This is a genomic window from Desulfobacterales bacterium, from assembly GCA_028704555.1.
In the GTDB taxonomy this organism is placed as follows: Bacteria; Desulfobacterota; Desulfobacteria; order Desulfobacterales; family JAQWFD01; genus JAQWFD01.
Map to the genome: position 1 here is coordinate 1 of JAQWFD010000017.1, position 26355 is coordinate 26355.

Genomic DNA, 26355 nt, shown 5'->3' on the forward strand with positions numbered 1-26355 from the left:
AACCTGGGACTCAAGGAGGTCCCGCTACCGAGGAAACGATATGCTGCAAAATGAGTAGTGACCACAAAAATCGCCAAGCCCCCGAATGACGCCAAGCCTTGATCTAAATTGGCGAACTTGGGTTAAGTTAATTTATCGTTGATTCGTTTGCGTTAATTGTATAGCTGATTTGAAATAAATTCATGATATTAATATCAACGGATTCAATCAATTTGTCCATAGGGTGGGAGATTTATTTTTATAGAGAAAACTCCCAATATTCGGGAGTTTCTCCCGATCTGATCGAAGAACGTGCGAGTGCGTCGGTAAAGAGGTGTGATTGGGGAATGAATACTAACGCTGTCTGAGTGGCTTGTTTTAATGAGTCAAATAAAAAATAATAATTGGGATTGAATAGCAGTTTTTCAGTAAAAGGCTTTAATCTTTTTGCCGGGTACCGGCAAATGCCAATAGAAAAATAGGGCCTGATCATAACTGCGGCCATATTTTGCTGTGCGCAGCCTCGGCCTCCCGCCTGTTGCCGGCATCTCCCCGGATCGTGCTGGAGAAGCCGGCAATGGGCTGAACAGACTCCGTGACATGGTGGCCGCAGTTATGGTAAAGCCCCAGAGATGCTTTCATCCGGCGATTAATAAAGGGGATTATCCTTTACATCTGCGAAAATTCGCGCACATCTGTGGATATGGATATTTTTGTATCAGCATTAAGGGCTCGCACAAAAACAACTTCACATATAAGCATCGGTGCCTCCTGTCTGCTGCGTTGCAAAAGCTCTGAATATGCCGGATTGTTCGCTTTCGTACTTTGCCAGACAGATGCTTCAATGTTTAAAATAGCGGACTTATTTTTGGGCGAACCCTAAATTAATCCTCAAAAGGAGTCAGTATGTCATATCCTGTACCGGTGACCACGATCGTTTGTTCGAATTGGGCGGATAGTGAGCCGTCTCGGGTGACGGCGGTCCAGTTATCGTCTAATACATTAAGGTATCTTTTCCCTGCATTGATCATGGGCTCAATGGTAAAAACCATTCCGGGGATCAATCTGAGGCCTTCCCCTTTTCGGCCGTAATGAGCTACCTGCGGTAGCTCATGAAAATCGAAACCCACGCCATGCCCGACGAATTCTCTGACGACCGAGCAGCCCTGACCTTCAGCATAAGTTTGAATCGCCCAACCGATATCTCCCAGTGTGTTGCCGGGTTTTACCATGGAAATTCCCAGATTGAGGCTTTCGCGGGCGACTTCGACAAGCTTTTTTGCATCAGGCCCGGGGGTACCAATAAAAAAAGTTTTATTCGTGTCTGCATAATACCGGTTGAGAATCGTGGTGACATCCACATTGACGATGTCCCCGTCTTTAAGAATCCGATCGCTCGGAATCCCGTGGCAGATGACCTCGTTTACGGAAGTACAGACGCTTTTGGGAAATCCCTTGTAATTTAAAGGGGCGGGGATGGCTCCGGCGGCTATCGTAAATTCATGGACCAGTTTGTTTATGTCATCGGTTGTCATTCCGGGGTGCAGGTTGCTTTCCACCAGGTTGAGAGTGTCTACGGCGATGCGGCCGGCTTTTCTGATGGCTTCAATATCCGCTGGTCCTTTTAAACGGATGTTGTGTTTTTTCGCATACCATTGATCGTCGGATAGTGACTGGATCAGGTGCTTTGTCAGACAGCATTTTTTATATTTCAATCCGCTTCCGCACGGGCATGGATCATTCCGCCCGATTTTTTCCGTATCTTTTTTCATCATAAAATCCTTTTGAAAGATAATGCCTCAGTTGAATAATGTACATTATGAAGTTTTACGGTCACCGTCTTTTTTTTTAAAATCAGACCATGTGTCAAGCCTTTGTTTGATAAACTTTTCATACCCCCGCTCGGTAGGAATATAAAACGCCGTTCCCTGAAGGGGTTCCGGCAGGTATTCCTGGGCGGCATAGGCGTCGTTAAAATCGTGGGCATATTTGTATCCTTTGCCATAGCCGGCAGATTGCATCAGTTTCGTTGGGGCATTGCGGATATGCAACGGAACCGGAAGGGCCCCTGTCCGCCTGATGGTTTCCCGGATTTTCCCGTACGCTTTATAGATGCTGTTGCTTTTCGGGGCGGTAGCAAGATATACGGCCGCCTGGCACAGGGCCAGCTCGCCCTCCGGCGGACCCAGGAATTTAAACGATTCCATGGCGCTGATTGCGTTAGCCAATGCATTCGGGTCGGCCAGCCCGATGTCTTCGGACGCGAACCTGACCATTCTTCTGGCAATATAAAAAGGGTCTTCCCCTGAGGCCAGCATACGTCCCAGCCAGTACAGGGCCCCATCCGGATCACTGCCCCGAAGGCTTTTGTGAAAGGCCGAGATGAGGTTGAAGTGTTCCTCCCCGGATTTATCGTACAACAGGGCTTTTTTCTGGATGGCGTTTTCCACATCCTTTATGTCGATGTTCAGTATACCATGATCCGGGGCACTATGCACGCTGTCAATGGTTAAGGACGCTGCAATTTCGAGCGTGTTTAATGCCATACGCGCGTCGCCCTCACAACAGCCGATCAAAAGTGAGCGTGCGTCGCTGTTAAGGCGGATGTTGAGTTTGCCAAGCCCTTTGTCCGGCTCTGACAAGGCGCGATCAACGATGGACGAGATGTCGGCTTCAGTTAATGGCTTTAAAGTAATGAGCCGGCATCTTGATAATAAAGGAGAAATCACCTCAAATGACGGGTTTTCGGTCGTTGCACCGATAAGCGTAATCATGCCGCTTTCAACCTGGTGTAGAAACGCATCCTGCTGTGCCTTGTTAAACCGGTGAATTTCATCCACAAACAGAATGGTTTTTTTTCGGAACATCTGCCGTTGTGTCCGGGCATCTTCGATTACCGATCGGATTTCCTTCACACCGGAGAGCACCGCTGAGAAATGGACGAAATGGGAGCGGCTTTCCCTGGCGATCAATCGTGCCAGGGTGGTTTTCCCGCATCCCGGAGGCCCCCACAGGATCATTGAAAATATTCGGTCGTGTTTGATGGCATGACAGATCAAAGCCCCCTCGCCGATGACATGGGCCTGTCCCGCGAACTCCTCGAGGCATTTGGGCCGCATTCTTTCTGCCAGGGGGCTGGTGTTCTGAACATCTGTTTGCGCTTGATATTCAAAGAGATTCAAAGGCATTCCTGAAAATTGATGGTTATCGGTCGTGTTTGTATTTTCAATAAGACGACAGATTCGTTCCAGGCAAGAATACATTGTGCAATGTATTCTTGCCGAGATCTTTATCTTTTTATTCTTTTTTTTCTTTTTCCGTTTCTTTCGGCTGGCCTGCATGTTTTTGAAGGCCTGTTTTTTCCGGGGGTTCTTCCGGCGCTTTGTCCGGATAATCGTTTTATTTCGTAATCTCGCCGCCCGGTTCGTTCCCGGAATATCAGATGGACAGGGGTGTTTTCAAGCGCTGCCTGGGCTCGGATCTGATTGATCAGATAGCGTTTGTAGGAAAAATGTACGGCATCCGGGAAATTGACGAAGCAGACAAACGCCGGGGGTTTGATAGAAACCTGAGAAGAATAATAAAATTTAATTCGTCTTCCTTTGTGAATGGGCGGTTCATGGGCTTGAACGGCGTCATTGATGATTCGGTTCAGCTGCCCTGTTGATATGCGGAAGCTGTACTGACGGTAGACTTCATCAACCAGATTGAAAATCTGCGGGACACGTTTTCCGGTTTTGGCGGATATGGTGATCATCGGAGCAAAGTTGAGAAACTTTGCCTCCGTTCTCAAATCTTCCTGATAGCGTTTTGCCGTTTTATGGTCTTTTTCAACAAGATCCCATTTATTGAGCAGGAAAATACATCCGCAGCCTCGTTCATAGGCATATCCGGCGATATTGATATCCTGTTCGGTAATGCCCTGCTCGGCATCAATCACGATCAGTGCGACATCGCATTCATCAAGGCTTCTCAGCGCCTTGATGACAGAAAACTTTTCAATTTTTTCTTCAACCTTTGCTTTACGCCTGATTCCGGCGGTATCAATCAGAAGATAGGCCTTTGCGCTCGTTTCGGCAATGGAGTTTATGGAATCGCGGGTCGTGCCGGGGATATCACTGACCAGCATCCGGTTTTCTCCCAGAATGCGGTTGATGAGGGACGATTTTCCGACATTGGGCTTTCCGACCACCGCCAGTTTGATCATTTCTGCGGTGTCTTCAGGTTCAGATTTACGAAACGACAGGACCATGATGTCCAGAAAGTCTGACAAACCGTAGCCGTGTTCTGCAGAAACAGGGTATAAGGGCTCGATCCCCATCTGATAGAAATCATACAGGTTGACTTCATGCTGTATATCGTCAATTTTATTGACGATATAAAAAACCGGTTTGTCAACGCCCCTGAGCATGGCAATCAGATCGGTATCGAAGGGTGAAATGCCGGATTTACCATCCAGTACCAGAACGATCGCATCCGCATTCTCTATGGCCTGATGGACCTGATCGCGAATCTGCGATGCGAAGGTGTCCTCGTCGTTGCTGATGAATCCCCCGGTATCCACCACGGTAAACTCAATTTCGTTCCAGGTGGCATTTCCATAATGCCGGTCCCGGGTAACACCCGGCAAATTATCCACCAGAGCGTCTTTGGTTCGGGTGATCCGATTAAACAGTGTTGATTTGCCTACATTGGGACGGCCGATGAATGCAATAATTGGTTTCATTGTTTTTGCTTTACATTATAAGTAACATAATAAGTAACATATGGTTTGTCCCTGATGCTATCGTATCAGGTCCTAACGAAAAAAATTCGGTGAAGAATCAGGAATAAAGAATGATATCGAAAAGTTATATTTTTCCGGGGAAATTCTTTGATTTTAGCGCATGACGGAAATTGATTGTTGGTCAGAAATCAAAATTTTTGCCGGAAGTTAGTTTTAAAATCAGTTCTGATATACATGATTCACGGTTTGATTGTCAAACGGCAGTTTGGTCGCTGAGGGGGTAAAAAAATAAAAGCAGGAGCCGTACGACAGGCTCCTGCTTATTGAATAGTTTGTATTTTTTTATCAGATATCGACAAACGGCTGCGATTGCATGTGTTACATGCGGATTTTTCTTGCCAGAAGATCCCAGTCATCATCGACCATATGCTGAATCTGATTGATATCGTCCTGCGTTAAATGCTTATATCGACCCTGGATCGACAGGTAATCGGCTACCGGAAGGTGCCCTTCATAGTTCAGGGTGTAATGCTTTCCGTCTTCTACTTCATACAGCGGAAATACATTCGTCTGCGATGCCAGTCGAGCCACTTTGATGGATTTTTCGGAAGGAACGCGCCATCCGGTGGGGCAGCTTGAAAAAACATGGAGCAGTCTGAAGCCCCCCTTCATCTCTTTGGCCTTTTTAAATTTTCTGATCATGTCTTCCGGGAAGGCGATGTTGGTCGTTGCCGCATACGGTACCCGGTGTGCGGCCATGGCTTCCACAAGATTTTTTTTGCGTGATTGCTTCCAGTCCTTGCCCGGAGTCGTGGTGGTCCATGCACCGTAAGGCGTTGCGGAACTTCGCTGGATGCCGGTATTCATATAGGCTTCATTATCATAACAGACATATATCATGTTTTCATTTCGTTCCGCTGCCCCGCTCAGGGACTGAAATCCGATATCAAACGTGCCGCCGTCTCCGGCCCAGGCCACCACGTTGGTTTCCGTATCGCCTTTCATATCCAGTGCTGCCCGGATGCCACTGCCCGCTGCGCCGCAGGTTTCGATAGCCGTATGAAATATGGGAACTTTTAACGCGGTATTCGGGAAAAATCCGCCGACAATCGCCCAGCAGCAGGCGGGTATGATAATGATGGTTTTATCGTCGAAGGCTTCAAATGCCAGCTTCATGGCAATGGTGGCCCCGCATCCGGGGCAGCCTACGTGTCCGGAACACATTTGGCTTGTATTGGAAATATTGAGTTGTGTCATGATTCCAGAAACTCCTGATTTAAACCGACCCATACACTTTCTTCAGCCGGGGTGGGATTGTTTTTTGTGGCCCAGTAAATTTCTTCCAGCACCTGCGGGGTGACATCCCGTCCCCCAAGTCCGGTGATATAGTTGTAGATGGAAGCGTGTCTGGGGGCGTCACAAAGGGCGGCCCGGATCTCCTGGGCAAATATACCGCTGGCGCCAAATGAAAAGTTCCGGTCAACTACGGCGGCTTTTGGAACGTTTTCAAGCGCCCGGCGAATTTGGGCAGCCGGAAACGGCCTGAACATTTTCAGCTTAAGAAGGCCGACCTTTTCTCCTTTTGCCCGCAGCGTTTCGATGACTTCACGGCAGGTGCTGGTAACGGTGCCGGTGGTGATCATGATGATGTCCGCATCCTCGCAGTGAACCGGTTCAATCAGGCCATAGCGGCGATCGAATATGGCGGCAAATTCATCTTCGACCCGACTGAAACGTGCCGGCACCTGCTCCATGGCCATCTGGATATTTTTCCGCATTTCCATGTAAAACGGCGGCGGGGTCATTTGATTCAGGGCTTTTGGGTTGTTGACATCCAGTTGAAACCGCGGCGAATAGGGTGGAAGAAACCGGTCGACCTGATCCTGATAGGGGACGTCCACCGGTTCATAGGTGTGGGAGAGAAAAAAAGCATCCAGGACCACCATGACCGGCAGATTCATGATTTCCGCCAGGCGGTATGCCTGAAGCGTTGTGTCCAGAACTTCCTGTCCGTCTTCGCAGTAGAGCTGAATCCAGCCGGTATCCCGCTGGGCCAGACTGTCAGACTGATCCATCCAGATATTCCATCCGGGTCCGAGTGCCCGGTTGACTTCCGCCATTACGATGGGCAGGCGAGCGCCTGAGGCCCAGTGAAGCATCTCGTGCATCAGTGCAAGTCCGTGGGCGGAGGTGGCGGTAAACGTTCGGACACCTGCACTCGAAGCGCCGATAACGGCGGCCATTGCCGAGTGTTCGCTTTCTACGCATATAAAGCGCGCGTCCATGGAGCCGTCTGCACAAAATTCAGACAACGCCTCCACAATATGGGTCTGTGGCGTGATGGGATAGGCTGACATGACCTGAACCCGTGCAAGGCGAACCGCTTCGGCGACGGCGTGATTTCCTTCCAGAACTTGTTTCATAAGTTTTCCTCCTCAATAACCATGGCGTTGCGCGGGCATTCCTCCACGCAGATGCCGCATCCCTTGCAGTAGTCCATATTAATGCTTCGCCCGTTTTTCCCGACGGTAACGGCTACTTCGGGGCAAAATATCCGGCAATTGTCACAGTCATTACAAATCCCGCAGTTAAAACAGCGTTGCGCTTCCTGGAGTGCAACGGGAAGGGGGAGGGTATGATCTGTTTCTTCAAAGGATTTTATTCCGTCTTTTATCGGCAGCCGTGGATGATCCGCCCTGGCAGACGGTGTAAAATAGTCCGGGTTAATTTCATTGTATGTCACGACATGAGGTGTTCTGAGTTTTCTGTCCCCTCCCAGATAGATCTCCATGGACAGGGATGCGCTGTTCCCGATCCGGCAGGTGGCAAGTTTGTCTTCAATAACATCGCGGCCGTCCTTGAACAGTATATCCAGTGCCATGGCCGCCTGCTTTCCCGAAGCCACGGCATCGGTTACGCTTTTGACCTCATTGGTTAAATCCCCCCCGTAAACGATCGGCAGATCCTGGTGGTGAATAATGCAGTGGCTCAGGTGAAGGAGGCTTTTGTCGTGTTTTCGCGGAGGAAAGCGCCATGGCTCTTGAACCTCTGAGCCGATAGCCGAGAAAATTTTCTTGAAGCGCATGGTTCTGCTTTTTTCCTGGGCAGGTATGACACGGGCTCTTCCATCCGTATCCGTATCGCTGATTTTCATTTTCTGAAGGGTCAGGACAAAGTCATCCCGGAGGGATTCGATATGGACAGGGCTGAGCAGCTCTTGAATTTGAACGCCCTCTTTGACGGCCATCTCAATTTCGTGGTCAAAGGCTGGCATGTCCTGCTTTCGCCGTCGGTAAATCAGAACCGGACGGGCACCGAGCCGGATCAGGGACCTGGCCACATCAATGGCCGAATTTCCTCCTCCGATGACCGCCACTTCGCCATGGACCGACTGAGCCGAACCGTTTCGTATATCAGAGAGAAACGCCATGCCGTCAACCGCCATATCTTCTCCGGGGATGTTCATCATCAGGCTCCGGCCATGCCCGCAGCCGATAAAGAAGGCGTCATATTTTTCTTTTGATTCGGTTAGAAATTTCCGGGTTATCGGCTGGTTGCAGATGATATTGACGCCCTGATTCCGGATTCGCTGAATTTCGTTGTTTAAAACGCCTTCAGGCAGACGGTAACCGGGTATTCCCCAGCGCAGGAGTCCGCCCGGGGATGATGTGGCTTCATAAACATCGCAGGTATATCCTAGCCGTGACAGAAACCAGGCGGCTGAGAGACCTGCAGGGCCGGCTCCGATTACGGCAATCGATTTACCGTTGGGTGGCAGATTCGTCAGGGCCGGCACTGAGCCGTCCTGAAAAGCGGTATCGGCAAGAAATCGTTCCAGGCGATTGATAGAAACGGCCTGATCCAATTCTTTCCGGTTGCAGCTGTTTTCGCACGGGTGAAAACACACCCGGCCACAAACTGCCGGAAACGGATTTTCCTGAAGAATCGTCTCCCAGGCCTGCTTGAATAATCCGCGGCTGGCGAGCATCTCAATCCGGCTGATATCTTCTCCCGCCGGGCAGGCCGTGCTGCAGGGAGCGGTCTTATTCTCATAACAGGGGCGGACAAAGCGCCAGAAACCGGTTTTGTTTTCATCGGTAAATCCGCGTGATTGCGGAATCAGCAAAGGAACTTTTTCAGATAATTCGGGTGGTGTAATCATTTTTTTCCCTTATTATATTGAAGTGATATATCCAGACGTTGTCTCCGGTTAAGATAAAGACAGTTTGGCTTTTCAGAGCGCCGCATTCTTTCCGGTAACCATTCCGTAGAGGGTCACCTGATTATACCCATCGCGGGCAGCTTCAACATTCTCGTGTGCTTTTGCCGGAATTTCGTTGAGGATGGCTTCAGATAGAACCTCCATGGACGGCATTTCGAACGTCCGGGCAAAGGCGCCCATCATGGTCGTATTGATGATGGGTTGAGTCCGTGGCCCCAGCTTGTGTTTCATAGCGATTTGATTGGCATCGATGAAAGCCAGCCGGAAACCTTCAAAGGGTTTAAGATTGTCAGGCAGTCCCGGCGCGTTAAGAAGAATCCAGCCGCCGGGTTTGAGCCCTTTGGTAACATCGAGTGTCTGAAGAAGCTTGAAATCCTGAATTACTACATGGTCGGGTGTGTAAACATTGCAGCGGAGCAGAATCTTTTTTTTGTTCAGCCTGAGGTAGGCCTCAACCGGTGCGCCCCGCCGTTCCATTCCAAAAACTGGAAAGGTCTGGACATAATATCCGGACTTGAAAAACGCTTTGGCGAGAGTGATAGAGGCCAGAACGGTTCCCTGTCCCCCACGTCCATGAAAACGTATTTCCTGCATAATTTTCTCACCTTTTTAATTCGGAACGTGAATAAAATAAAATGTAAACAATTTTGCCTGTTGTCCGGCCGGTCTTTGAGTTGAATTTTTACATACAATGCGTATGCGACCGGGCGTCGAAAAAATGATGCGCAATGGAGACGAACCGGCAGCCGGGGTGATATTTGATCAAGTTATTCTGTCCTCGTTCCCTGGTTAATAAAAATGGAATCATAAAACCTCTTTTGTAAATGGGTTCGGTTGAGTAAATAATGACTTCAATATGAATCGCAGCTATTCTCGATGAACCCGGCTGAAATATTTTACCATTCCAGAATTATGTCGGAATTATGTGCTAACCTGCTGAAACTCTTGCATGTGTCGGTAACAAAATGGAATTCTTAGATTAGGATAAAGTTTATATGGTGTCAAATGAAAATTTATAAGTATTTATCTTGAACTGGAAATAAGGTGAAATATGGAGAAAAATATGAAAATTCAGATAATTTCAGAGCAAAAAATATGGTTTTATTATTACTGAATTATGTAACTATTTCAAATAACACTTGATAAGTGTTAATTTGACTGGGCGGGCGTTCATATAATCCATAATTATAGAGATTTTTAGATGATTAACGGATTATCCGCCTTTAGAATGTCAAAAATAATTTACTTAATAAGCATGAGTTCAATCTGTGAATGCTATTTTGCAAGTAAAAAATATTAGTCATTCAGTTGGCAGGCGGTGAACTTATTTTGTCCGCCGGCTGCGTCCTGCAATCCGGTTGCATCCAACCTCTGTCAAAGCCCGAGGCGAATAGCGTTTCATTGCCCCGATACCGGCCGTTAACGCGAGGCTGACTCGGCCCCGCATAACACAAGGAAACTGTGATGAGTATATGATTAACGGCAATAAGCGCTGTTTATCCGGAAATTGAGAAGAGCAGACACCTCCGGATGAACATCGGCTGATTACGGATGATGTCAGGTAAGGATCATGGTTCAGCACTTTTTAAATCAATCGAAGCTGATGATCAAATAGCGTTTCAAGTCGAATCAGATATGATTTTTCCCTTTACTTAATTATCTGTTATTGCTAAACTTCAGAAAAATTTTTAAAAAAATCAGTTTTTGATCCTCCGAAAAGCAGTTGTAAGCGGCATCATCAGCTGAATGATGGGCATCTTGATGGAGTATGTTTCGCTGCTGACAGGACGTTGCTTTTACGGAAAACAATGCGCCGGATTTTCGTATTTCAGGGCATTGAAGATGTAGTCGAAAGCTATGAAGCAAGGGGACAGAGTAACCGAATCATAAAGCTTACAGGAGATATTTAAAGATGCACATCAGCAGAAAGTTGGGAATTTTAGTGTGTTGCGGTGTGCCGGCGATTGTCGGCGGCGGTATAGTTTATGGCATTTTTCATGATTATACTCCGGTGTTTATTTATGAAGTCCTGCTTGCATTGGGGGCATTTGGCTTTGTCCTGAGAAAGTGATATGCAAGCAGTCCGGAGCTTGTTTTGTTTGTTCTGATTAAAGGGTTCGCACAAAAATAAGTTCGCAATTTTAGGTGTCGAGACATCTGTCTGGCAAGGCACGAAATTGTACCATCCGGCTATTTCAGTTTTTCGCAACGCAGCCAGCCGGGATGCATCGGCGCCTAATGTAAAGTTGTTTTTGTGTGAGCTCTGAAGATGCGACACGCCTTTTTCCGTGAAGGAAAAGGCGTGTCGCGTCTTTAAATGGTGACAGGACATCCTCGATATTTTTTTTGAATTCAAGTCGGGCGAAAATTTTAACCGGACGCCGTTCCGTATTTTCAGGATAAAATTAAGCCGGACGCATTTGCGGATATTGACCGTTAACACTCAGACAGCAAACTGTCTATCATTATACCGCTTCCGTTTTATAATCCGATTTTAAACCCGCAATACCGCTTTTGGAACATCCGTATGACCGGAAATCCCTTGGAGTCCTTTGTTCATGACAGGTAACAATTGCTATAACATCGTTTTTGAAATACAATACCGCTGTCAGTATTTCATCAGGCGGGGTTCGGATGTGGGGGCGTTATGAAGGAAGACACTTCAGGAGAGATAATTTTGTGGTTTTTTCTGGCTCTTTTTCTGATTTCAATTGTAATGCTGGGCTGGCTGCTATGGCCTTTTGTTTCCATCATCATCCTGGCTTCTGTTGTAACGGGAATTTTTAATCCCGTCTACAGGTTCCTAAAAGGGAAGATTGCCGATTCACTCGCGTCATTTATCACCTGTGTTTTGATATTTTTCATTCTTTTTGTTCCGATAGTGTTTTTTGTGGGTATCCTGTCAAAAGAAGCGTATGACCTGTATCTGATGGGAAAAAGCGCGGTTATCAGCGATCAGGTTAAAAACCTGCTTGAAAGCAGCGAGATCATTGAAAGGGCAAATCAGTTTTTTTCGCATTTTAAAATTGAGGTTACCGGGGAAGAGCTTAACAAAGCCCTGTCGGAAACCGGCAAAATTGTCGGCCTTTTCCTGTACAAACAGGCCAGTTCAATTGCTTCAAATATGTTTAATTTTCTGGTAAATTTCTTTTTAATGCTGCTGGTCATTTATTTTCTGCTGATAGACGGGCATAAATTGATTTCGTTTATTACGGATTTATCCCCGCTGCCTGAGAAACAGGATGAAAAACTGATTCAGAAGTTTAAGGATATGGCCGGGGCTGTCCTGATGGGAAATGGATTGGGGGGGCTGATTCAAGGGACCCTGGGGGGGATGGTGTTTGGGTTTTTCGGGTTGAATTCGCCTTTTTTATGGGGGGTGATCATGGGCCTGCTGGCGTTTCTTCCGATCGTGGGTGTCGGCGCAGTATTTTTGCCTGCATCAATTTTTCTGTTTTTGGACGGTCGAATCGGAGCCGGCATTTTTTTCATTATTTTTTATGTGATACTGTCCGGGGTAACTGAATATATTTTTAAACCGAAGCTGGTGGGGCAGCGGGTTAAGATGCACACCCTTCTGGTGTTTTTTTCCATAGTCGGCGGCTTGAAACTGTTTGGAATACTGGGTATTATATACGGCCCGCTTGTGGTAACGGGATTTTTGACGTTGACCGATATTTATAACTCCAGTTATCGGAAACAGTTTGAAAACCATAAAACGAAAAGAACAGGCGCCGCGTCTGAGCATGACGATGACTTGAACATATCCGAAAACAGCGGATGATTCAAAAAAGGTCGAACAAGACAGCGTGACGGTTAACAGTCTGAAGGTGAATCCAGCGCTTCAGGCGCAAGGACGTCATGTAGCGGTTTATAATAAATGAGAGATTTAGAAAGTCAGGTGTTCAAATGGTAGATATAGATAAACGCACTGAAATCAGTATCGAGAGTGAAATGAGAAAATCATATCTCGATTACGCCATGAGTGTGATCATCGGCAGGGCATTGCCCGATGTCCGTGACGGGCTCAAGCCTGTTCACCGTCGTGTATTGTTTGCGATGGAAGATCTGAAAAACGACTGGAACAAGGCGTATAAAAAATCGGCCCGTATCGTCGGTGATGTCATCGGTAAGTATCACCCCCATGGCGATACGGCTGTGTATGATACCATCGTCAGAATGGCTCAGGATTTTTCCCTGCGGTATCCTATGGTTGACGGCCAGGGAAACTTCGGGTCCATCGACGGTGATCCTCCGGCAGCCATGAGGTATACGGAGATCCGAATGACGCGGCTGGCTCATCTCATGATGGAAGGGCTTGAGAAGGAAACCGTGGATTTTATGCCCAATTATGATGAATCCTTGATGGAACCGTCTGTGCTGCCTGCCAAGTTTCCTTCGCTTCTGGTCAATGGCTCATCCGGGATTGCGGTCGGGATGGCCACCAATATACCGCCTCACAATCTGTCCGAAGTCATCGACGCGATTAAGGCCTTGATTGATAATCCCGGCATGACCTTTACCGAACTGATGGGACATATCCCCGGTCCGGATTTTCCCACGGCCGGAATTATTTACGGAACAAAAGGTATTTATGATGCGTATCGAACCGGACGCGGCATTATCCGGATCAGGGCAAGAGTGATTGTCGAAAAGGATAAAAGAACCGGCGCCGAGACGGTTCTCGTTACGGAGCTGCCCTATCAGGTAAATAAAGCCCGGCTGATTGAAAAAATCGCAGAGCTGATAAAGGACAAACAGATTGAGGGAATCAGGTATATCCGGGATGAATCTGACCGTCAGGGGATGCGAATCGCCATCGCTTTGAAAAAGGATCAGATGCCGGAGGTTCTTATCAATCAGCTTTATAAGCATACCCAGATGGAGAACAGTTTTGGTATTATTTTTCTGGCGGTGGTCAATAACCGGCCTCAGGTATTGAATCTCAAAGAGATCCTTGAGTATTTTATTGCTCACCGAAAGGAAATAATCATTCGCAGAACCCGTTATGACCTGAATAAAGCGCAGGAACGGGCTCATATTCTGGAAGGGTTGAAGATCGCCCTGGATCATCTCGATGAGGTGGTATCCCTGATTCGATCATCAACAACCCCGAAAGAAGCCAAAGAAAGACTTGTCGGGCAATTTTCCCTGTCGCTCATTCAGGCACAGGCAATCCTGGATATGCGCCTTCAGAGACTTACAGGCCTCGAGAGAGACAAGATTCTGGAAGAATACGCGAATGTATTGAAAGATATTGCCTGGTATATGGAGATTCTGGGAAGTGAACGTCTGGTTCTCAATATCATCAAAGAGGAGCTTGCCGAAATTCAGGAGACCTTCGGAGATCCGAGGCGTACCGAGATCGTTGAATCCGGCAGGGAAATCACGATTGAAGATATGATCGTGGAAGAAGATATGGTCGTTACGATTTCAAACAGCGGTTATATCAAACGAAATCCCATAACCCTATACCAGAGCCAGCATCGGGGCGGTAAGGGGAAAACCGCGATGGGAACCAAAGAAGAAGATTTTGTCGAGCACCTGTTCATCGCTTCAACCCACCATTCATTTTTGTTTTTTACCAACCTCGGTAAAGTCTACTGGTGCAAGGTATATGATATTCCCCAGGCCGGACGGGCCAGCCGGGGCAAAGCCGTCGTAAATCTGTTGAATCTGGAAACCAATGAAAAACTTTCCACTGTTCTGGCGGTGCCATCATTCGAGCCGGGGGAGTATATCCTGATGGCTACCAAAAATGGTCTGACCAAAAAAACCGATTTGATGGCCTACAGCCGTCCGCGAGCCGGAGGGATCATTGCCATTGATCTGCTTCCGGATGATGAGCTGATCGCGGCAAGAATCACTGATGGAACCAACAATGTGTTTTTAGGTTCGGCCATGGGAAAATCCATACGGTTTCATGAGTCCGATATCCGGGCATCCGGTCGGACCGCCAGGGGCGTTCGAGGAATGAGTCTTTCCCAAGGGGATCGTATCGTTGGCATGGAGGTGTTGTCTCACGGTCAGACCCTGTTTGTTGGCACGGAAAACGGATATGGGAAAAGGACCTCCATCGATGAATATCCGATCCGGAAACGTGGAGGAAAAGGTGTCATTACAATTAAAACCAGCGATCGCAACGGAAAGGTGGTTGCCATATTGCTGGTTGATGATGATGATGATTTGATGCTCATGACCAGTGCCGGTAAAATCATTCGTATGGCGATCAACGGGATTTCTATCATCAGCCGGAATACTCAGGGCGTCAAGTTGATGGGGATGGATACGGATGAATATCTCACCGGAGCGGCAAGGCTGGCAGAAAAAGAAGAATGAACCTCCGGAGAATCCGGTACATCTGTCTTGACGTTCTGACAATAGTATCGTCATGTCCCAAACCTGTCAGTGCGTCGGGAAAAGTATAATATTTTGCTCTGTTGCAGAATGGACCGGATTGTGATGAGGGGGTTGCATCAGCGGCGATCGCGGTAAATGTACCGGCTGATGCGCTTTGGATTCGATCCGGTTGGAGGGCTTGTTTTTTGAGATCATTAAATGAAAAGTTGATTAGCTATGATGAACAGTATAATTAAAATAGATACGGATCAGGTCAAAATTGGCGTTGTCGGGGGAGGAAGCTGGGGAACAGCCCTGGCAAATCTGCTTGCGGATAAAGGGTTTCTTATTGATTTCTGGGTATATGAAAAAGAAGTCATGGAGCAGATCGAAACGGGCAGGGAGAATAAAATTTTTCTGCCCGGTGTACACCTGTCATCGAACATTATTCCTTCAAATGATATATCCCGTGTGATTTCAGGTAAAGATGTTGTGGTAATTGTTGTGCCGTCGCATGTTTTCAGAGAAACCGTTCAGCGCATCGACAGCAGTATTTCCCCGGATACCATTGTTGTGACGGCTTCCAAGGGCATTGAGAATACGACCCATTTGACAATGTCCGGGGTGTTGAGGAATGTGCTGCCCCGGATTTCTGAAAATCAGGTGGCTGCCTTGTCCGGCCCCAGTTTTGCACGGGAAGTGGCAAAAAAATTTCCGACGGTTGTTACCGTCGCTTCCAAAGATAAACAGGTGGCTGCATTCCTTCAACGCGTGTTTGCCACAGACTATTTCAGGGTATACAGCAGCGATGATGTCATCGGCGTCGAATTGGGCGGAGCTGTCAAGAATGTCATCGCTATCGCGGCCGGTATCATCGACGGGATGGGGATGGGTTTAAATACCCGGGCGGCTTTGATTACAAGGGGATTGACAGAGATCAGACGGATAGGCCTGAAGCTTGGCGCCAACCCAAGGACGTTTATGGGCCTTGCCTGCGCCGGTGATTTGATACTGACCTGTACCGGCGATTTGAGCCGTAATCATATGGTCGGTAAAAAAATCGGTGAGGGTCGGACTTTAAATGATATTTTATCAGAAATGCGGATGGTTGCCGAAGGTGTAAAGACCGCAAAATCGGTTTATAATCTGTCCCGGAAGCTGGGTGTTGATATGCCGATTTGCCATGAGATATATCGGATCCTTTATGAGAATGTTCCTCCCAAAGAAGCCGTTTATCGTCTGATGACCCGGAGTCTTAAGCAGGAACTGGATGAACAGTAACCGGATGATATGAGCAGCCCCCGAGTACAGCGACAACTTCATAAAGGTGAAGGGCACAGGAAACGGCTGCGGGACAGATTCTTGCAGTCCGGCCTTTCGGGGTTTCAGGATTATGAAGTCATTGAACTGCTGTTAACGCTTGCCACACCGAGAAAAGACTGCAAGACAAGCGCCAAGGATGCGTTGAAACGGTTTAAAACACTTCAGGGCGTTTTTGAAGCTTCAGTCCATGAACTTGTTGAAATCGACGGGATCGGTCCGACCAATGTCCTGGGTATTAAATTAATTCAGGCCGTTGCGGACCGATATCTGGAAAAACGATTAATAAAAAAGGAAACGGTCTCAAATTCCAGCCAGCTTTTTGATTACCTGTATCACACCATGCGGGATAAAGGCCGTGAACACTTCAAGGCGATTTTTCTGGATGTCAAAAACCGGGTGATTGGCGCTGAGACGCTGTTTGAAGGGACGCTGACGTCAAGCGCCGTTTATCCAAGGGAGGTTGTTCTTGCCGCTTTAGAACATCGGGCCGCTGCAATGATTTTTGCTCATAACCATCCTTCAGGCGATCCGCATCCGTCCAATGAAGATATCTCGATAACACGGCGTCTCATGTTTGCCTGCAAAGCAGTGGGCATAACGGTTCATGAGCACTTGATTATTGGTGACAATCAGTATTTCAGCTTTGCGGATCAGGGCTATATTTCCAGAATAAACCGCGAATATGATGCCGCCCTGTAGTTCATGGCTGAGCCCCAGTGGGTGTTTAAGCGAGAATCAGAGAAAAATGGGTCAAACTTTAGACTCACAACTCACGATTTAAGACTTACGAATGAGATCAAATGACCGTTAATCAAGACAATACTCCCAGCTGTTTTGGACAGCTGGACATCGTTTTCCCGGAAGGTGAAGACGGGCTGAGAATGACCCCGGATTCCTGTTTTCATTGTTCATATAAAACGGCATGCCTTTGCTGTGCCATGCAGCAGTCAGACGGTTTCAAGGCCCGGGAAAAAATGGTGGACAACGCCTACGAGGCGGGTATGTTGAGTTTTTTCCAAAGGTGGTCAAGAAAAAAATATTTCAATCGCCGTGGCCGGCATTCAAAAACTCATCTGTTTTCAAGGAGGAAATCATGAAATATCTCGATAATAATCTATCGATCACTGGAAAAAGAGTGGTAATCAGAGTCGATTTTAACGTACCGCTGGACGAACAGGGGAATATTACCGATGACACCCGGATTCGTTCTGTCTTACCAACCCTTCAATACGCTATAGCGCATGATGCAAAACTGATCATCCTGTCTCATTTAGGTCGGCCCAGAGGTAAAGTGGTGCCGGAAATGAGCCTGGCGCCTGTTTCGGTGCGCCTGGGGAATCTGTTGGGTAAGGATATCCGGTTTGTAAAAAATTGTATCGGACCCGAGGTTCATGCGGCTGTATCCGAAATGAACAACGGGGATGTGATTCTGCTTGAAAATTTGCGGTTTCATGCAGGGGAAGAGCAAAACGACGATGCATTTTCAATGGCGCTTGCATCGGTTTGTGATGTTTATGTGAACGATGCCTTTGCCGTATCTCATCGTCGGCATGCATCAGTGGTCGGTATCACGAAATTTGCCCCGGTATCCGTTGCAGGATTTCAACTGAAAAAAGAACTGGATTATTTTAAACAGGCAATGTCTGAGCCCAGACGGCCGGTGGTTGCTCTTGTGGGGGGATCAAAGGTTTCCAGCAAACTGGGCGCTCTGAAAAATATGCTTCTTTTTGTGGATAAGCTGGTGATCGGCGGTGCCATGGCCAATACCTTCCTGAAAAGTCAGGGCATCAGTGTGGGGCGTTCAAAAGTCGAAGATGATCTGCTGGCAGTTGCCGATTCGATCCTCAAAGAGGCGATAGACAAGCGGGTCAAGCTGTATCTTCCTGTAGACGTTGTCGTGGCAGGGCAGCGTGAACCGATGGCTGAAACAGGGATTGTGCCTGTAAATGAAATTCCTGAGGATTTGATGGCGCTGGATATCGGTCCGGCAACATCGCTGCTGTATTCCGAGGTGATGAATGATGCCGGCACCATCATATGGAACGGTCCGATGGGCGTGTTTGAGATGGCGGCCTTCAGCAAAGGTACGATGGCCATGGCACGGGCCATGGCCGAATCCAAAGCAATGACCATCGTCGGTGGCGGGGATACGGATGTGGCGGTGCATCAGTCGGGCGAAACAGACAATATCACCTATATTTCAACCGGAGGGGGCGCCTTTTTGTATCTTCTGGAGGGAAAGGTCCTGCCTGCGGTTGCGGCGCTGGGTAACGGCTGATTATATCTGATATCTTTTCGGTGCTCACGGTCCCGGCAAAAATAATTATCTCAACCACCATAGATAAAGTTGACGCTGTCTGAATATGGTGTTAACAGATATATCTGTTAAATGGGTGTTAATTCTTAAAATAAAGAGTTGTTTCCGGTTAACGGTATGTTTTTTTCAGATTTTTTGTATGTCGGGGACTTTTGAATATTGACAGGATCAGGAGAGAAAATTGTCATACTGGTGCGTCCGGGAGGATCTCAGTCAGGCCAATCGGTTAAGGCGTTCTTATTATGAATTGCTCAGGGATGAGATAGATCAATTCATGCTTCAACATGCCCTGATTGATTCCTATCAGAATTTTCAGAAAAAAAATCTTCCCTATCCATTCGTGGAAAAAAGAGAGCTTAAACCCCGCGCTCGTATACCCGATGTGGAATATGAAAGTCAGAACACGTTTCTGGTTATTTTCGTTGAAGACTCAGTTCCGGCTATGCATAAGAAATATATTCGTTTTTTTGACGTTAACCAGACAAACAAAACCAATCTTCTGAGGTCAAAGACACTATTGCTGAATCAGGCATTTGACAGAAATCAGAAGTACTTGGAAAATGTACAGTTTCCGGATTTTTTAAAATCGCTTCTGCCGGTGGATTATGCCCTGTTGATTCAGAGAGATCCGGCTAGCCGGATCAGAGACCGGTATGCCCTGTCTCATTTCCATGTCAGAATTGACTGGCCCATTTCTGAAGCGGCAGAAGATCTGGCCAAGAATCTTCGATATATTTCAAAAGATTTATATGAAAAAGGGGATAAGTACGCCGAAGATATTCAGAAGAAATTTTTCGAGTACTATGGATTGCCGTTAATGGCCGGCGGCCGGCGGACGGCGGCTATCGTTGCGGCTCAGTATCTGAGAAAAATTCCCTGTATCTCCACGGTATACGCCGGGAGCAGTGAGGCCAGAGCCGTGTTCAGGATCTCTGAACGCTGGGTGGCAAAATCGGTGTTGATGAAGCTGACAGCTGACAACATCGCCCAGATTCTGGATATCAGCCGTATGACCCTGAGAACGTTCCGAAAACATTATGTGGTGGCCTGGGAAGGAAAAGAAGATGTCTGCATCTTTCAGGCCACCTATACGCCGACAATCCCTGCCAGACCCCCTGAGGATGGAAAGCTCCGCGAGATAAAAGCCGATTTGAACTGGCTGACGGTGGATTCGCAGTATATCATGCCCAAACCCGGAACCTGGAAATATCCTCCCATTTCATTGAATCTGATTTATACCTGATCTGCAAGCGCTTGCCCGCAGAACTGCAGCGTACAGCCTTCGGCGCCCCGTTCTGTTTCTGCGTCTGTACAGCTTCTGAAATCTCTGACAGGGTCATAGCCCTCCTTCGGACAGGGGGCTGGATACCTCGCGGGTCCCGATTTTTTTCAACAGCCCGGTTCCGAACCCTTTATAAACAGCGCGTCGGCGGAGTTTGTCGAATGATCGAATGATCGTTGACCGGTCCGTGAATTGATGGATATCTTCACCGTATCATCCGGGATATCAAAGTAGTGGCAGACACCGGGCTCAAGCGTTTTCTGCATGAATTCAATCCAGATGGGCAACGCGGCACTGGCGCCGGTTTCTCCTTTGCCAAGTGTTGAATGATCATCGTTTCCCACCCACACGCCTGCAGCAACCGCAGGAGAAAACCCGATAAACAGGGCATCCCTATATCGGTTGGTGGTCCCTGTTTTTCCTGCAACGGGCCGGTGGATAAATCCGGCCTTTTTGCCGGTGCCCTCTCTGATCACCGCTTCAAGCATGTTGACCATGACCGCTGCCCCGCCCCGTGACATCGCAATATGGCTTTCCGGTTTTATCTGCCAAATGATTCTGCCGTGGTGATCGACCACTTCGGTAACCGCAAAGGGCTGAATCCATTTGCCCCGATTGGGGAATACGGAATATGCTGCGGTCAGCTCAAGCAGAGATACTTCCGATGTGCCGAGAGCCAGAGACAGATTGGGCGACAGGGTCGATTGGATGCCCAGGGAATGTGCAAATTTTATAACTGAAGTAATTCCGAGTTTTTCAATCAGCCTGACTGCCGGTATGTTTTCGGACAGGGCAAGCGCTGTTCTCAAGGGGATTTCTCCCTGATAGGTGTGTGAAAAATTTTCCGGTTGCCAGTCACTGCCGTTTTTCCCGCCTTTAAATACAACCGGGGCATCGAGAAGCATCGTACTCTGAGTAAAACCGCGTTCTACTGCATGAGCAAATATGATGGGTTTGAACGCCGATCCGGGCTGTCGTCTGGCGGAAACAGCCCGGTTAAAGGGGGTTTTGAAAAAATTTTTCCCTCCTGACATCGCCAGCATTTCACCGGTATCGACATTTAAAGCGAGCAAAGCCCCCTGTGGATCAGGACAGCTGATTGTCCGGTGGTTCATCCGCTGTTGAAGAGCATTAAGACCGTTTGATAACGCTGTTTCAGCAACCATCTGCAGGGAATATGAGAGAGTGGTATAAACCGTAAGCCCGCCCTTGTACAGCAGGGAGGCGCCTATAGTCGTTTCGAGCTGTTTTTTAACGAATTCGATAAAATAAGGCGCTTTGATGGCAGGGTGCCGCCCGTCCGGTTCCGGAAAGGGATCTCGGGATGCCGTATCGTACTGTGACGCTGTAATGATGCCGGTTGCAAGCATCTGTCTGAGAACAATATTTCTTCGTTTCAGCGACAGGTCTTTGTCTACCAGGGGGGAATACCGGGAAGGGGCCTTGGGCATTCCGGCTATCAACGCGCATTCCGAAAGGGTCAGGTTCTTTACGGGTTTGCCAAAATACAGTCTGGCTGCAGATTCAACCCCATAGGCGCCACTGCCGAAATACACCTGATTCAGGTACATGGTCAATATCTCATTTTTTGTGTAGCGTCTTTCGAGCTGAACTGAAAGAATGGCTTCTTTCAGCTTTCGTGTCAGGGTTTTTTGCGGATTGAGAAAAAGGGTTTTGGTCAGTTGCTGGGTGAGGGTGCTGGCGCCTTCGATAAATTCTCCGGCCAGGGCATCCTTTACAACAGCTCTGAAAATCCCTTTTAAATCAATGCCGCTGTGATGGTAGAAGTTTCTGTCCTCGGTGGCGATCACTGCCTGTATCAGATATCGGGGAATATCCTGGAATGAAACCGGGTCACGTTTTTGCATAAACAGTTCCGCCAGAAGAACCTTGTCGGAAGAATATATGCGTGTAACCGAGGACGGCCTGAAGCCTTCGAGGGAACGGATTTGCGGCAGATCATTTATCAGGGCGAAAAAAATACCGGACATGATTCCGATGGCTACCCCTGTGATCAACACTAAAGCCGGAAAAAGTCTGAGGGTCGTACGTTTTTTGAGTTTCATGATTCTCCTGCAATAACATTTGATTTGAAAATGATCAAACGCCTTGTGTCGATATCCGGTTTGTTCGATTGCACGGGTCGGAATGGTTCTGTTCCGACGGAAGGGCGCTGAAGAAAACAGGCCCAAATTGCGAATCGGTTCGGCGTAATTTTAGAGGCTGATATTGCCAATAATAAAAGGATGTTAGATTTGATAAAATCAACAGGAAAAAAATGGCGCAGAATGATAAAAAAATGTAAAATATCTATTGCTAATTTTTCTAAAATAATTAATTTTAATGCGCTTAAAAAGACCGAATTCATTGTTCCGGATGATATCAAGGGTTCGGAGCGGTGGCTGCGCATTGCAACAGCGCTTGAAACGTTGATGGTTTTCAATTTGGGATGATGAAGATCGGTCGGGCATGAAAAATGATCAGTTTGGAAATACATTCAAACGGTCTGGCGATCAGACCATGGATGTAAATTGGATACCCATTGGAATGAGGACGGAACCATAACGTATGAAAACAAGTGATATCGAATACTTCAAAAAGCTGCTCAACGATCAGCTTCGGGAACTGTTGGAAAAAGCCGATGCGACGGTTTCGGGTTTGAAGTTGTCAGGCGAAGAACTGGCGGATCCGGTAGACAGGGCGGCATATGATCTGGATCAGAATTTTGTACTCCGAATCCGGGACAGGGAGCGGAAGTTGATCAATAAAATCATGCAGGCGCTGGACAGCATCGAAGACGGTACATTCGGGATTTGCCAGATGTGCGGTGATGATATATCGATTGAGCGGTTGAAAGCACGACCGGTGACAAGCTATTGTATTAAATGTAAAACCAGGATGGAGGTTCGTGAGTATATGGTCCATGCCTGATGGCGTTCGTGAACAGCAGGTGATGTGCAGATGACAGACGGGCATCTGATAGTCGCAATGCAATGCGTGAGTATCAGAAAAGGGTTACAGAAAAGTATTGAACAGCGGGAAGCATGAAACGGAAAGTGGATGAGAAATGGTTGAGACAAATACAGCTGAAAAATTAATTAGAAAACACAAAAAAAGTGATCCGGTCGATGATGTTCTGGCAGACGATGTGGAGGCTAAAAATATTGAATGTATCTGTCCGAAATGTGGCATGAAGCATTATATGAATTTCCGGTGGATCGGTCGGGGCGCTCCTAGGAAATATTGCCCTGAATGCAAAGGCAGAATGTAGATAACATCGCCTGCTGAAATTCGGATGGATTAGCGTTGCTGACAGGATACGATAGCCCGGAAATTGTATACGAAATTTTCGGGCTATCGTTGAAAAAGATCGCGTTGCTCCCTGAGAAATCGTCATGCTTTCTCAGATCTGCCGGTCATGATTGCCACAGCCTTTCTTTTCGATTTGTTCTGTGGTCCACTGTCCTGGCGAGTAAAAACATCACATCTGAGAGTCTGTTCAGGTATGGCAGAAGTTCTGCATGCGGGGTGTTGAGCGACCGAACCCGACGTTCAGCGGTCCTGGTCAGCGCGCGAACATACTGAAATTGGGCTGATATTCTTCCAGAGCCTGACAGAAGAAAATGGTTGAGCGGGGGTAAATCGGATTCCAGTTGTATAATCATCTGCTCAAGGCAGCTGACCCGATCGTGGCCAAATACGACCCCGGCATTTCCCAGAAACGAATTGAGGGTGCATAAGTCTGTCTGAATATGATCCATTATCTCCTGCAGGTCATGAAAAGATATCCGTGAATAAATAATTCCCAAAAATGAATTGACTTCATCCAGCTTGCCGATGGCTTCCAGCAGCATGTCATCCTTTCTTCGTTTGGAACCGTCCGCAAGAAGCGTGCCGCCTGAATCTGTGTAGGCATCATACGTTTTCATAAATATCCCCCCTTAAGTCTATAGATTCTTTATCTGACGGGCCCTTTATACATACGTTAAAAAAAATCGGCTTGTATGTCAAAACAATACCGGATATATGAAACAGCTGATCAAGCCCAACTGTTCATTGTCTGAAAGGGTAGCCAGGAAATATTTACCATGAAGCTGTTCAAAACATATTATTCTTCGCCCATCGGTGTTATGGAAATTACAGGGACCCGGGAAAGAATCATATCCGTTCAGTTTGTAGATTCTTCAAAACAGCCAGGTACTGACCTGCCGGCTGCAGTAGCCGAATGTCGGCTTCAGATCGATGATTATTTCAGGGGCGGACGGACCTCCTTTTCTGTCAAAACCGATCTCCAGGGCACAGGGTTTCAGAAAACCGTATGGCGGCAACTTGAAAAAATTCCCTACGGCAGGGTGGTGTCTTACAGCGATATCGCACGGGACATTGCTAACCCGAATGCATGCCGTGCGGTTGGCAACGCCAATCATCAAAATCCGGTGGCCATTATCATACCCTGTCACAGGGTCATCGGGAAAAATGGCGATCTGATCGGCTATGGCGGCGGCCTGTGGCGAAAGAAATGGCTGCTGGAACATGAATCCGCAATGAATCCGAAAAAGTCGGTTGTATGATATTTTCGATGCTGTCCATTTTGTTGAGTTCGTTTGTCGTTGGCCTCTCCGGTGCAATGATGCCCGGGCCCCTGTTGACAGTAACCATCAGCGAAAGTTCACGAAGGGGTATGATGGTCGGCCCGCTGCTTATTCTCGGCCACGGTATGCTTGAGCTGGTGCTGGTGATTTGCATACTGTTCGGACTGGCCCCGGTTCTGAATCAGAAGCGTGTATTTATAACGATCGCTCTGGCAGGCGCTGCCATTCTGATCTGGATGGCGGTGGGGATGTTCCGGGCACTTCCGTCTTTGAGTCTGAAAGGCGGGGGCAATGAATCGAGCCGAAAGAACAATCTGGTAATCGCCGGTGCCATGATCAGCGTGGCCAATCCGTACTGGACCATCTGGTGGGTATCGATCGGGGTCGGTTATATCGTCTACAGTCTCACCTTCGGAAAATGGGGGGTTTTCTTTTTCTTTATCGGTCACATCATGGCCGATCTGCTCTGGTATTCGGCTATTTCTGCAGCTGTCTGGAAAGGCAAAAATTTTTTGACCGATAAAATGTATCGATGGCTGATGGGTGTTTGTGCTGCTTTTCTGGTTGTCTTTGCCTGCGGGTTTGCCTGGTCCGGGATTCAGAAACTGATTGCCTGAATCGGACCAGGTGAATTTCATCAGGATAATCGGCCGGCCGCCGTTTTCATCATCGAAAGGGGCGCCCGGCTTTTCAGAAAAGCGTTAATACGGTTTTCCTTTACCGAATGTTGACCCGATGACATTGAATGTCTTTTCCACAATAAACATGGCGTTGGGATCGAGTTTGAAAACAACTTCTTCCATCCGTTTGAGCTGAATATTGTTGGTGATGGTCATCAGGATGTCGCAGTCTTTTCCGGAATAGGCTCCTTTTGCTTTGATGAAAGTGGCGCTGTGCTGCAGCTCTTCGAGGATGGTTTTAGAAATAGCCTGATTCTGCTCACTGATAATATAGATCATTTTTTTCTGGTTGAACATGGCCAGCACATATTCAAGAGATACCGAAGATATGAACACCAGAATAAGTGATGCGATAAACAGGTCTGTTCCCATTTGAGCGATGCAGAAGGTAAACAGGATCGCGTTGAACACCAGGTACACGGCTCCGATGCGGAAATTGAATTTCTGGTTTAAAATTACCGCAATCACATCCAGCCCCCCGCTTGACCCCAGAGATCTCAGAATGATTCCGCCGCTGACACCGTAAATAATCCCGCTGGCTATGGCGGCATACAGCTGTTGATGAATTCCGAAATCCAGATGAATATATTCTGTTGCAATGGCTACCACCACTATCGCATACAGACTGTAAAACAGAAACGGTTTACTGATGTAGAACCAGCTGATGGCAAACAAGGGGATATTCATTAGAAAAAACCAGATTCCCGGCGATAATACCTGCGTTTTATAATAGACTAAAAGCGCCAGCCCGAATACTCCTCCGGTGATAAAATCATGATGAATGATCACCCCGTTGACGCCCAGTGCAAAAATGAGCGATCCGATCGTGATGATGAACAAGTTCCAACCTATTGAGTATTTGATTTTATTTAATAATGTATTTGTGTCCATGGGG

General features: G+C 47.5%; 22 protein-coding genes. 11 read left to right on the top strand and 11 right to left on the bottom strand.

Translation table 11 applies throughout. The annotated features are described in order from the left end of the window. Positions 1-863: 863 nt before the first annotated feature. From map to PHQ97_07955, 7 genes are all read right to left on the bottom strand, one after another. Positions 864-1751 carry a type I methionyl aminopeptidase gene (map, locus tag PHQ97_07925; GenBank protein ID MDD4392653.1) on the bottom strand — a complete coding sequence of 296 codons (888 nt, stop codon included), beginning with the start codon at positions 1749-1751 and terminating at the stop codon, positions 864-866. A gap of 45 nt (positions 1752-1796) precedes the next feature. Continuing rightward, positions 1797-3161: a replication-associated recombination protein A gene (locus PHQ97_07930; GenBank protein ID MDD4392654.1), complete on the bottom strand. Its 1365-nt coding sequence runs from the start codon at positions 3159-3161 to the stop codon at positions 1797-1799. Positions 3162-3268: 107 nt separating this feature from the next. Next, positions 3269-4705, bottom strand: coding sequence for a ribosome biogenesis GTPase Der (gene der / locus PHQ97_07935; protein ID MDD4392655.1), 1437 nt, complete (start codon positions 4703-4705; stop codon positions 3269-3271). Positions 4706-5083: 378 nt separating this feature from the next. Continuing rightward, positions 5084-5962 (bottom strand): thiamine pyrophosphate-dependent enzyme, encoded by an 879-nt coding sequence (locus PHQ97_07940; protein ID MDD4392656.1) that lies wholly within the window; start codon positions 5960-5962, stop codon positions 5084-5086. Then, positions 5959-7128, bottom strand: a complete 1170-nt coding sequence (locus tag PHQ97_07945) for a transketolase C-terminal domain-containing protein (protein ID MDD4392657.1) — start codon at positions 7126-7128, stop codon at positions 5959-5961. The genes PHQ97_07940 and PHQ97_07945 overlap by 4 nt, the downstream gene beginning before the upstream one ends. Further along, positions 7125-8867, bottom strand: a complete 1743-nt coding sequence (locus PHQ97_07950; GenBank protein MDD4392658.1) for an FAD-dependent oxidoreductase — start codon at positions 8865-8867, stop codon at positions 7125-7127. The genes PHQ97_07945 and PHQ97_07950 overlap by 4 nt, the downstream gene beginning before the upstream one ends. 72 nt (positions 8868-8939) lie before the next feature. Then, a complete protein-coding gene (locus PHQ97_07955; GenBank protein MDD4392659.1) occupies positions 8940-9521 on the bottom strand; it encodes a 2-oxoacid:acceptor oxidoreductase family protein in 582 nt (193 codons plus the stop codon). A gap of 1318 nt (positions 9522-10839) precedes the next feature. Here PHQ97_07955 and PHQ97_07960 point away from each other — a divergent pair. The 7 genes from PHQ97_07960 to PHQ97_07990 all read left to right on the top strand — a co-directional run bounded on the left by PHQ97_07960 (position 10840) and on the right by PHQ97_07990 (position 20149). After that, positions 10840-10998: a hypothetical protein gene (locus tag PHQ97_07960; GenBank protein MDD4392660.1), complete on the top strand. Its 159-nt coding sequence runs from the start codon at positions 10840-10842 to the stop codon at positions 10996-10998. Between the two features lie 576 nt (positions 10999-11574). Further along, the gene (locus tag PHQ97_07965; protein MDD4392661.1) at positions 11575-12711 is read left to right on the top strand and encodes an AI-2E family transporter; all 1137 of its coding nucleotides are present in this window, start codon (positions 11575-11577) and stop codon (positions 12709-12711) included. 125 nt (positions 12712-12836) lie between these two features. Continuing rightward, entirely contained in the window at positions 12837-15266 is a 2430-nt protein-coding gene (gene gyrA / locus PHQ97_07970) for a DNA gyrase subunit A (GenBank protein MDD4392662.1), read from the top strand. 237 nt (positions 15267-15503) lie between these two features. Further along, positions 15504-16547, top strand: coding sequence for an NAD(P)H-dependent glycerol-3-phosphate dehydrogenase (locus PHQ97_07975; protein MDD4392663.1), 1044 nt, complete (start codon positions 15504-15506; stop codon positions 16545-16547). Between the two features lie 9 nt (positions 16548-16556). Further along, positions 16557-17288 carry a DNA repair protein RadC gene (radC, locus tag PHQ97_07980; GenBank protein ID MDD4392664.1) on the top strand — a complete coding sequence of 244 codons (732 nt, stop codon included), beginning with the start codon at positions 16557-16559 and terminating at the stop codon, positions 17286-17288. A 394-nt stretch (positions 17289-17682) separates the two neighbouring features. Further along, a complete protein-coding gene (locus tag PHQ97_07985) occupies positions 17683-18867 on the top strand; it encodes a phosphoglycerate kinase (GenBank protein MDD4392665.1) in 1185 nt (394 codons plus the stop codon). Between the two features lie 220 nt (positions 18868-19087). Then, positions 19088-20149, top strand: a complete 1062-nt coding sequence (locus PHQ97_07990) for a hypothetical protein (protein MDD4392666.1) — start codon at positions 19088-19090, stop codon at positions 20147-20149. 146 nt (positions 20150-20295) lie between these two features. Here PHQ97_07990 and PHQ97_07995 read toward each other — a convergent pair whose 3' ends face one another. Further along, positions 20296-22254: a penicillin-binding protein 1A gene (locus PHQ97_07995; GenBank protein ID MDD4392667.1), complete on the bottom strand. Its 1959-nt coding sequence runs from the start codon at positions 22252-22254 to the stop codon at positions 20296-20298. Continuing rightward, the gene (locus PHQ97_08000) at positions 22251-22631 is read right to left on the bottom strand and encodes a hypothetical protein (GenBank protein MDD4392668.1); all 381 of its coding nucleotides are present in this window, start codon (positions 22629-22631) and stop codon (positions 22251-22253) included. Before PHQ97_08000 ends, PHQ97_07995 begins: the two co-directional genes overlap by 4 nt. A gap of 125 nt (positions 22632-22756) precedes the next feature. Between PHQ97_08000 and dksA the strand changes: the two genes are divergently transcribed. Together dksA and PHQ97_08010 are read left to right on the top strand one after the other, a co-directional pair. Continuing rightward, positions 22757-23119 carry an RNA polymerase-binding protein DksA gene (gene dksA, locus PHQ97_08005; GenBank protein ID MDD4392669.1) on the top strand — a complete coding sequence of 121 codons (363 nt, stop codon included), beginning with the start codon at positions 22757-22759 and terminating at the stop codon, positions 23117-23119. Positions 23120-23255: 136 nt separating this feature from the next. Beyond that, entirely contained in the window at positions 23256-23459 is a 204-nt protein-coding gene (locus tag PHQ97_08010; GenBank protein ID MDD4392670.1) for a hypothetical protein, read from the top strand. 145 nt (positions 23460-23604) lie between these two features. Here the strand turns inward: PHQ97_08010 and PHQ97_08015 are convergent, their stop codons facing one another. Beyond that, positions 23605-24117 (bottom strand): cob(I)yrinic acid a,c-diamide adenosyltransferase, encoded by a 513-nt coding sequence (locus PHQ97_08015; GenBank protein ID MDD4392671.1) that lies wholly within the window; start codon positions 24115-24117, stop codon positions 23605-23607. Positions 24118-24276: 159 nt separating this feature from the next. Between PHQ97_08015 and PHQ97_08020 the strand changes: the two genes are divergently transcribed. Further along, the gene (locus PHQ97_08020; GenBank protein MDD4392672.1) at positions 24277-24759 is read left to right on the top strand and encodes a methylated-DNA--[protein]-cysteine S-methyltransferase; all 483 of its coding nucleotides are present in this window, start codon (positions 24277-24279) and stop codon (positions 24757-24759) included. Between the two features lie 8 nt (positions 24760-24767). Then, the gene (locus PHQ97_08025; protein ID MDD4392673.1) at positions 24768-25397 is read left to right on the top strand and encodes a LysE family transporter; all 630 of its coding nucleotides are present in this window, start codon (positions 24768-24770) and stop codon (positions 25395-25397) included. 84 nt (positions 25398-25481) lie between these two features. On the opposite strand, the gene PHQ97_08030 is transcribed toward PHQ97_08025, so the two are convergent. Continuing rightward, positions 25482-26351: a YitT family protein gene (locus PHQ97_08030; GenBank protein ID MDD4392674.1), complete on the bottom strand. Its 870-nt coding sequence runs from the start codon at positions 26349-26351 to the stop codon at positions 25482-25484. Positions 26352-26355 lie beyond the last annotated feature (4 nt).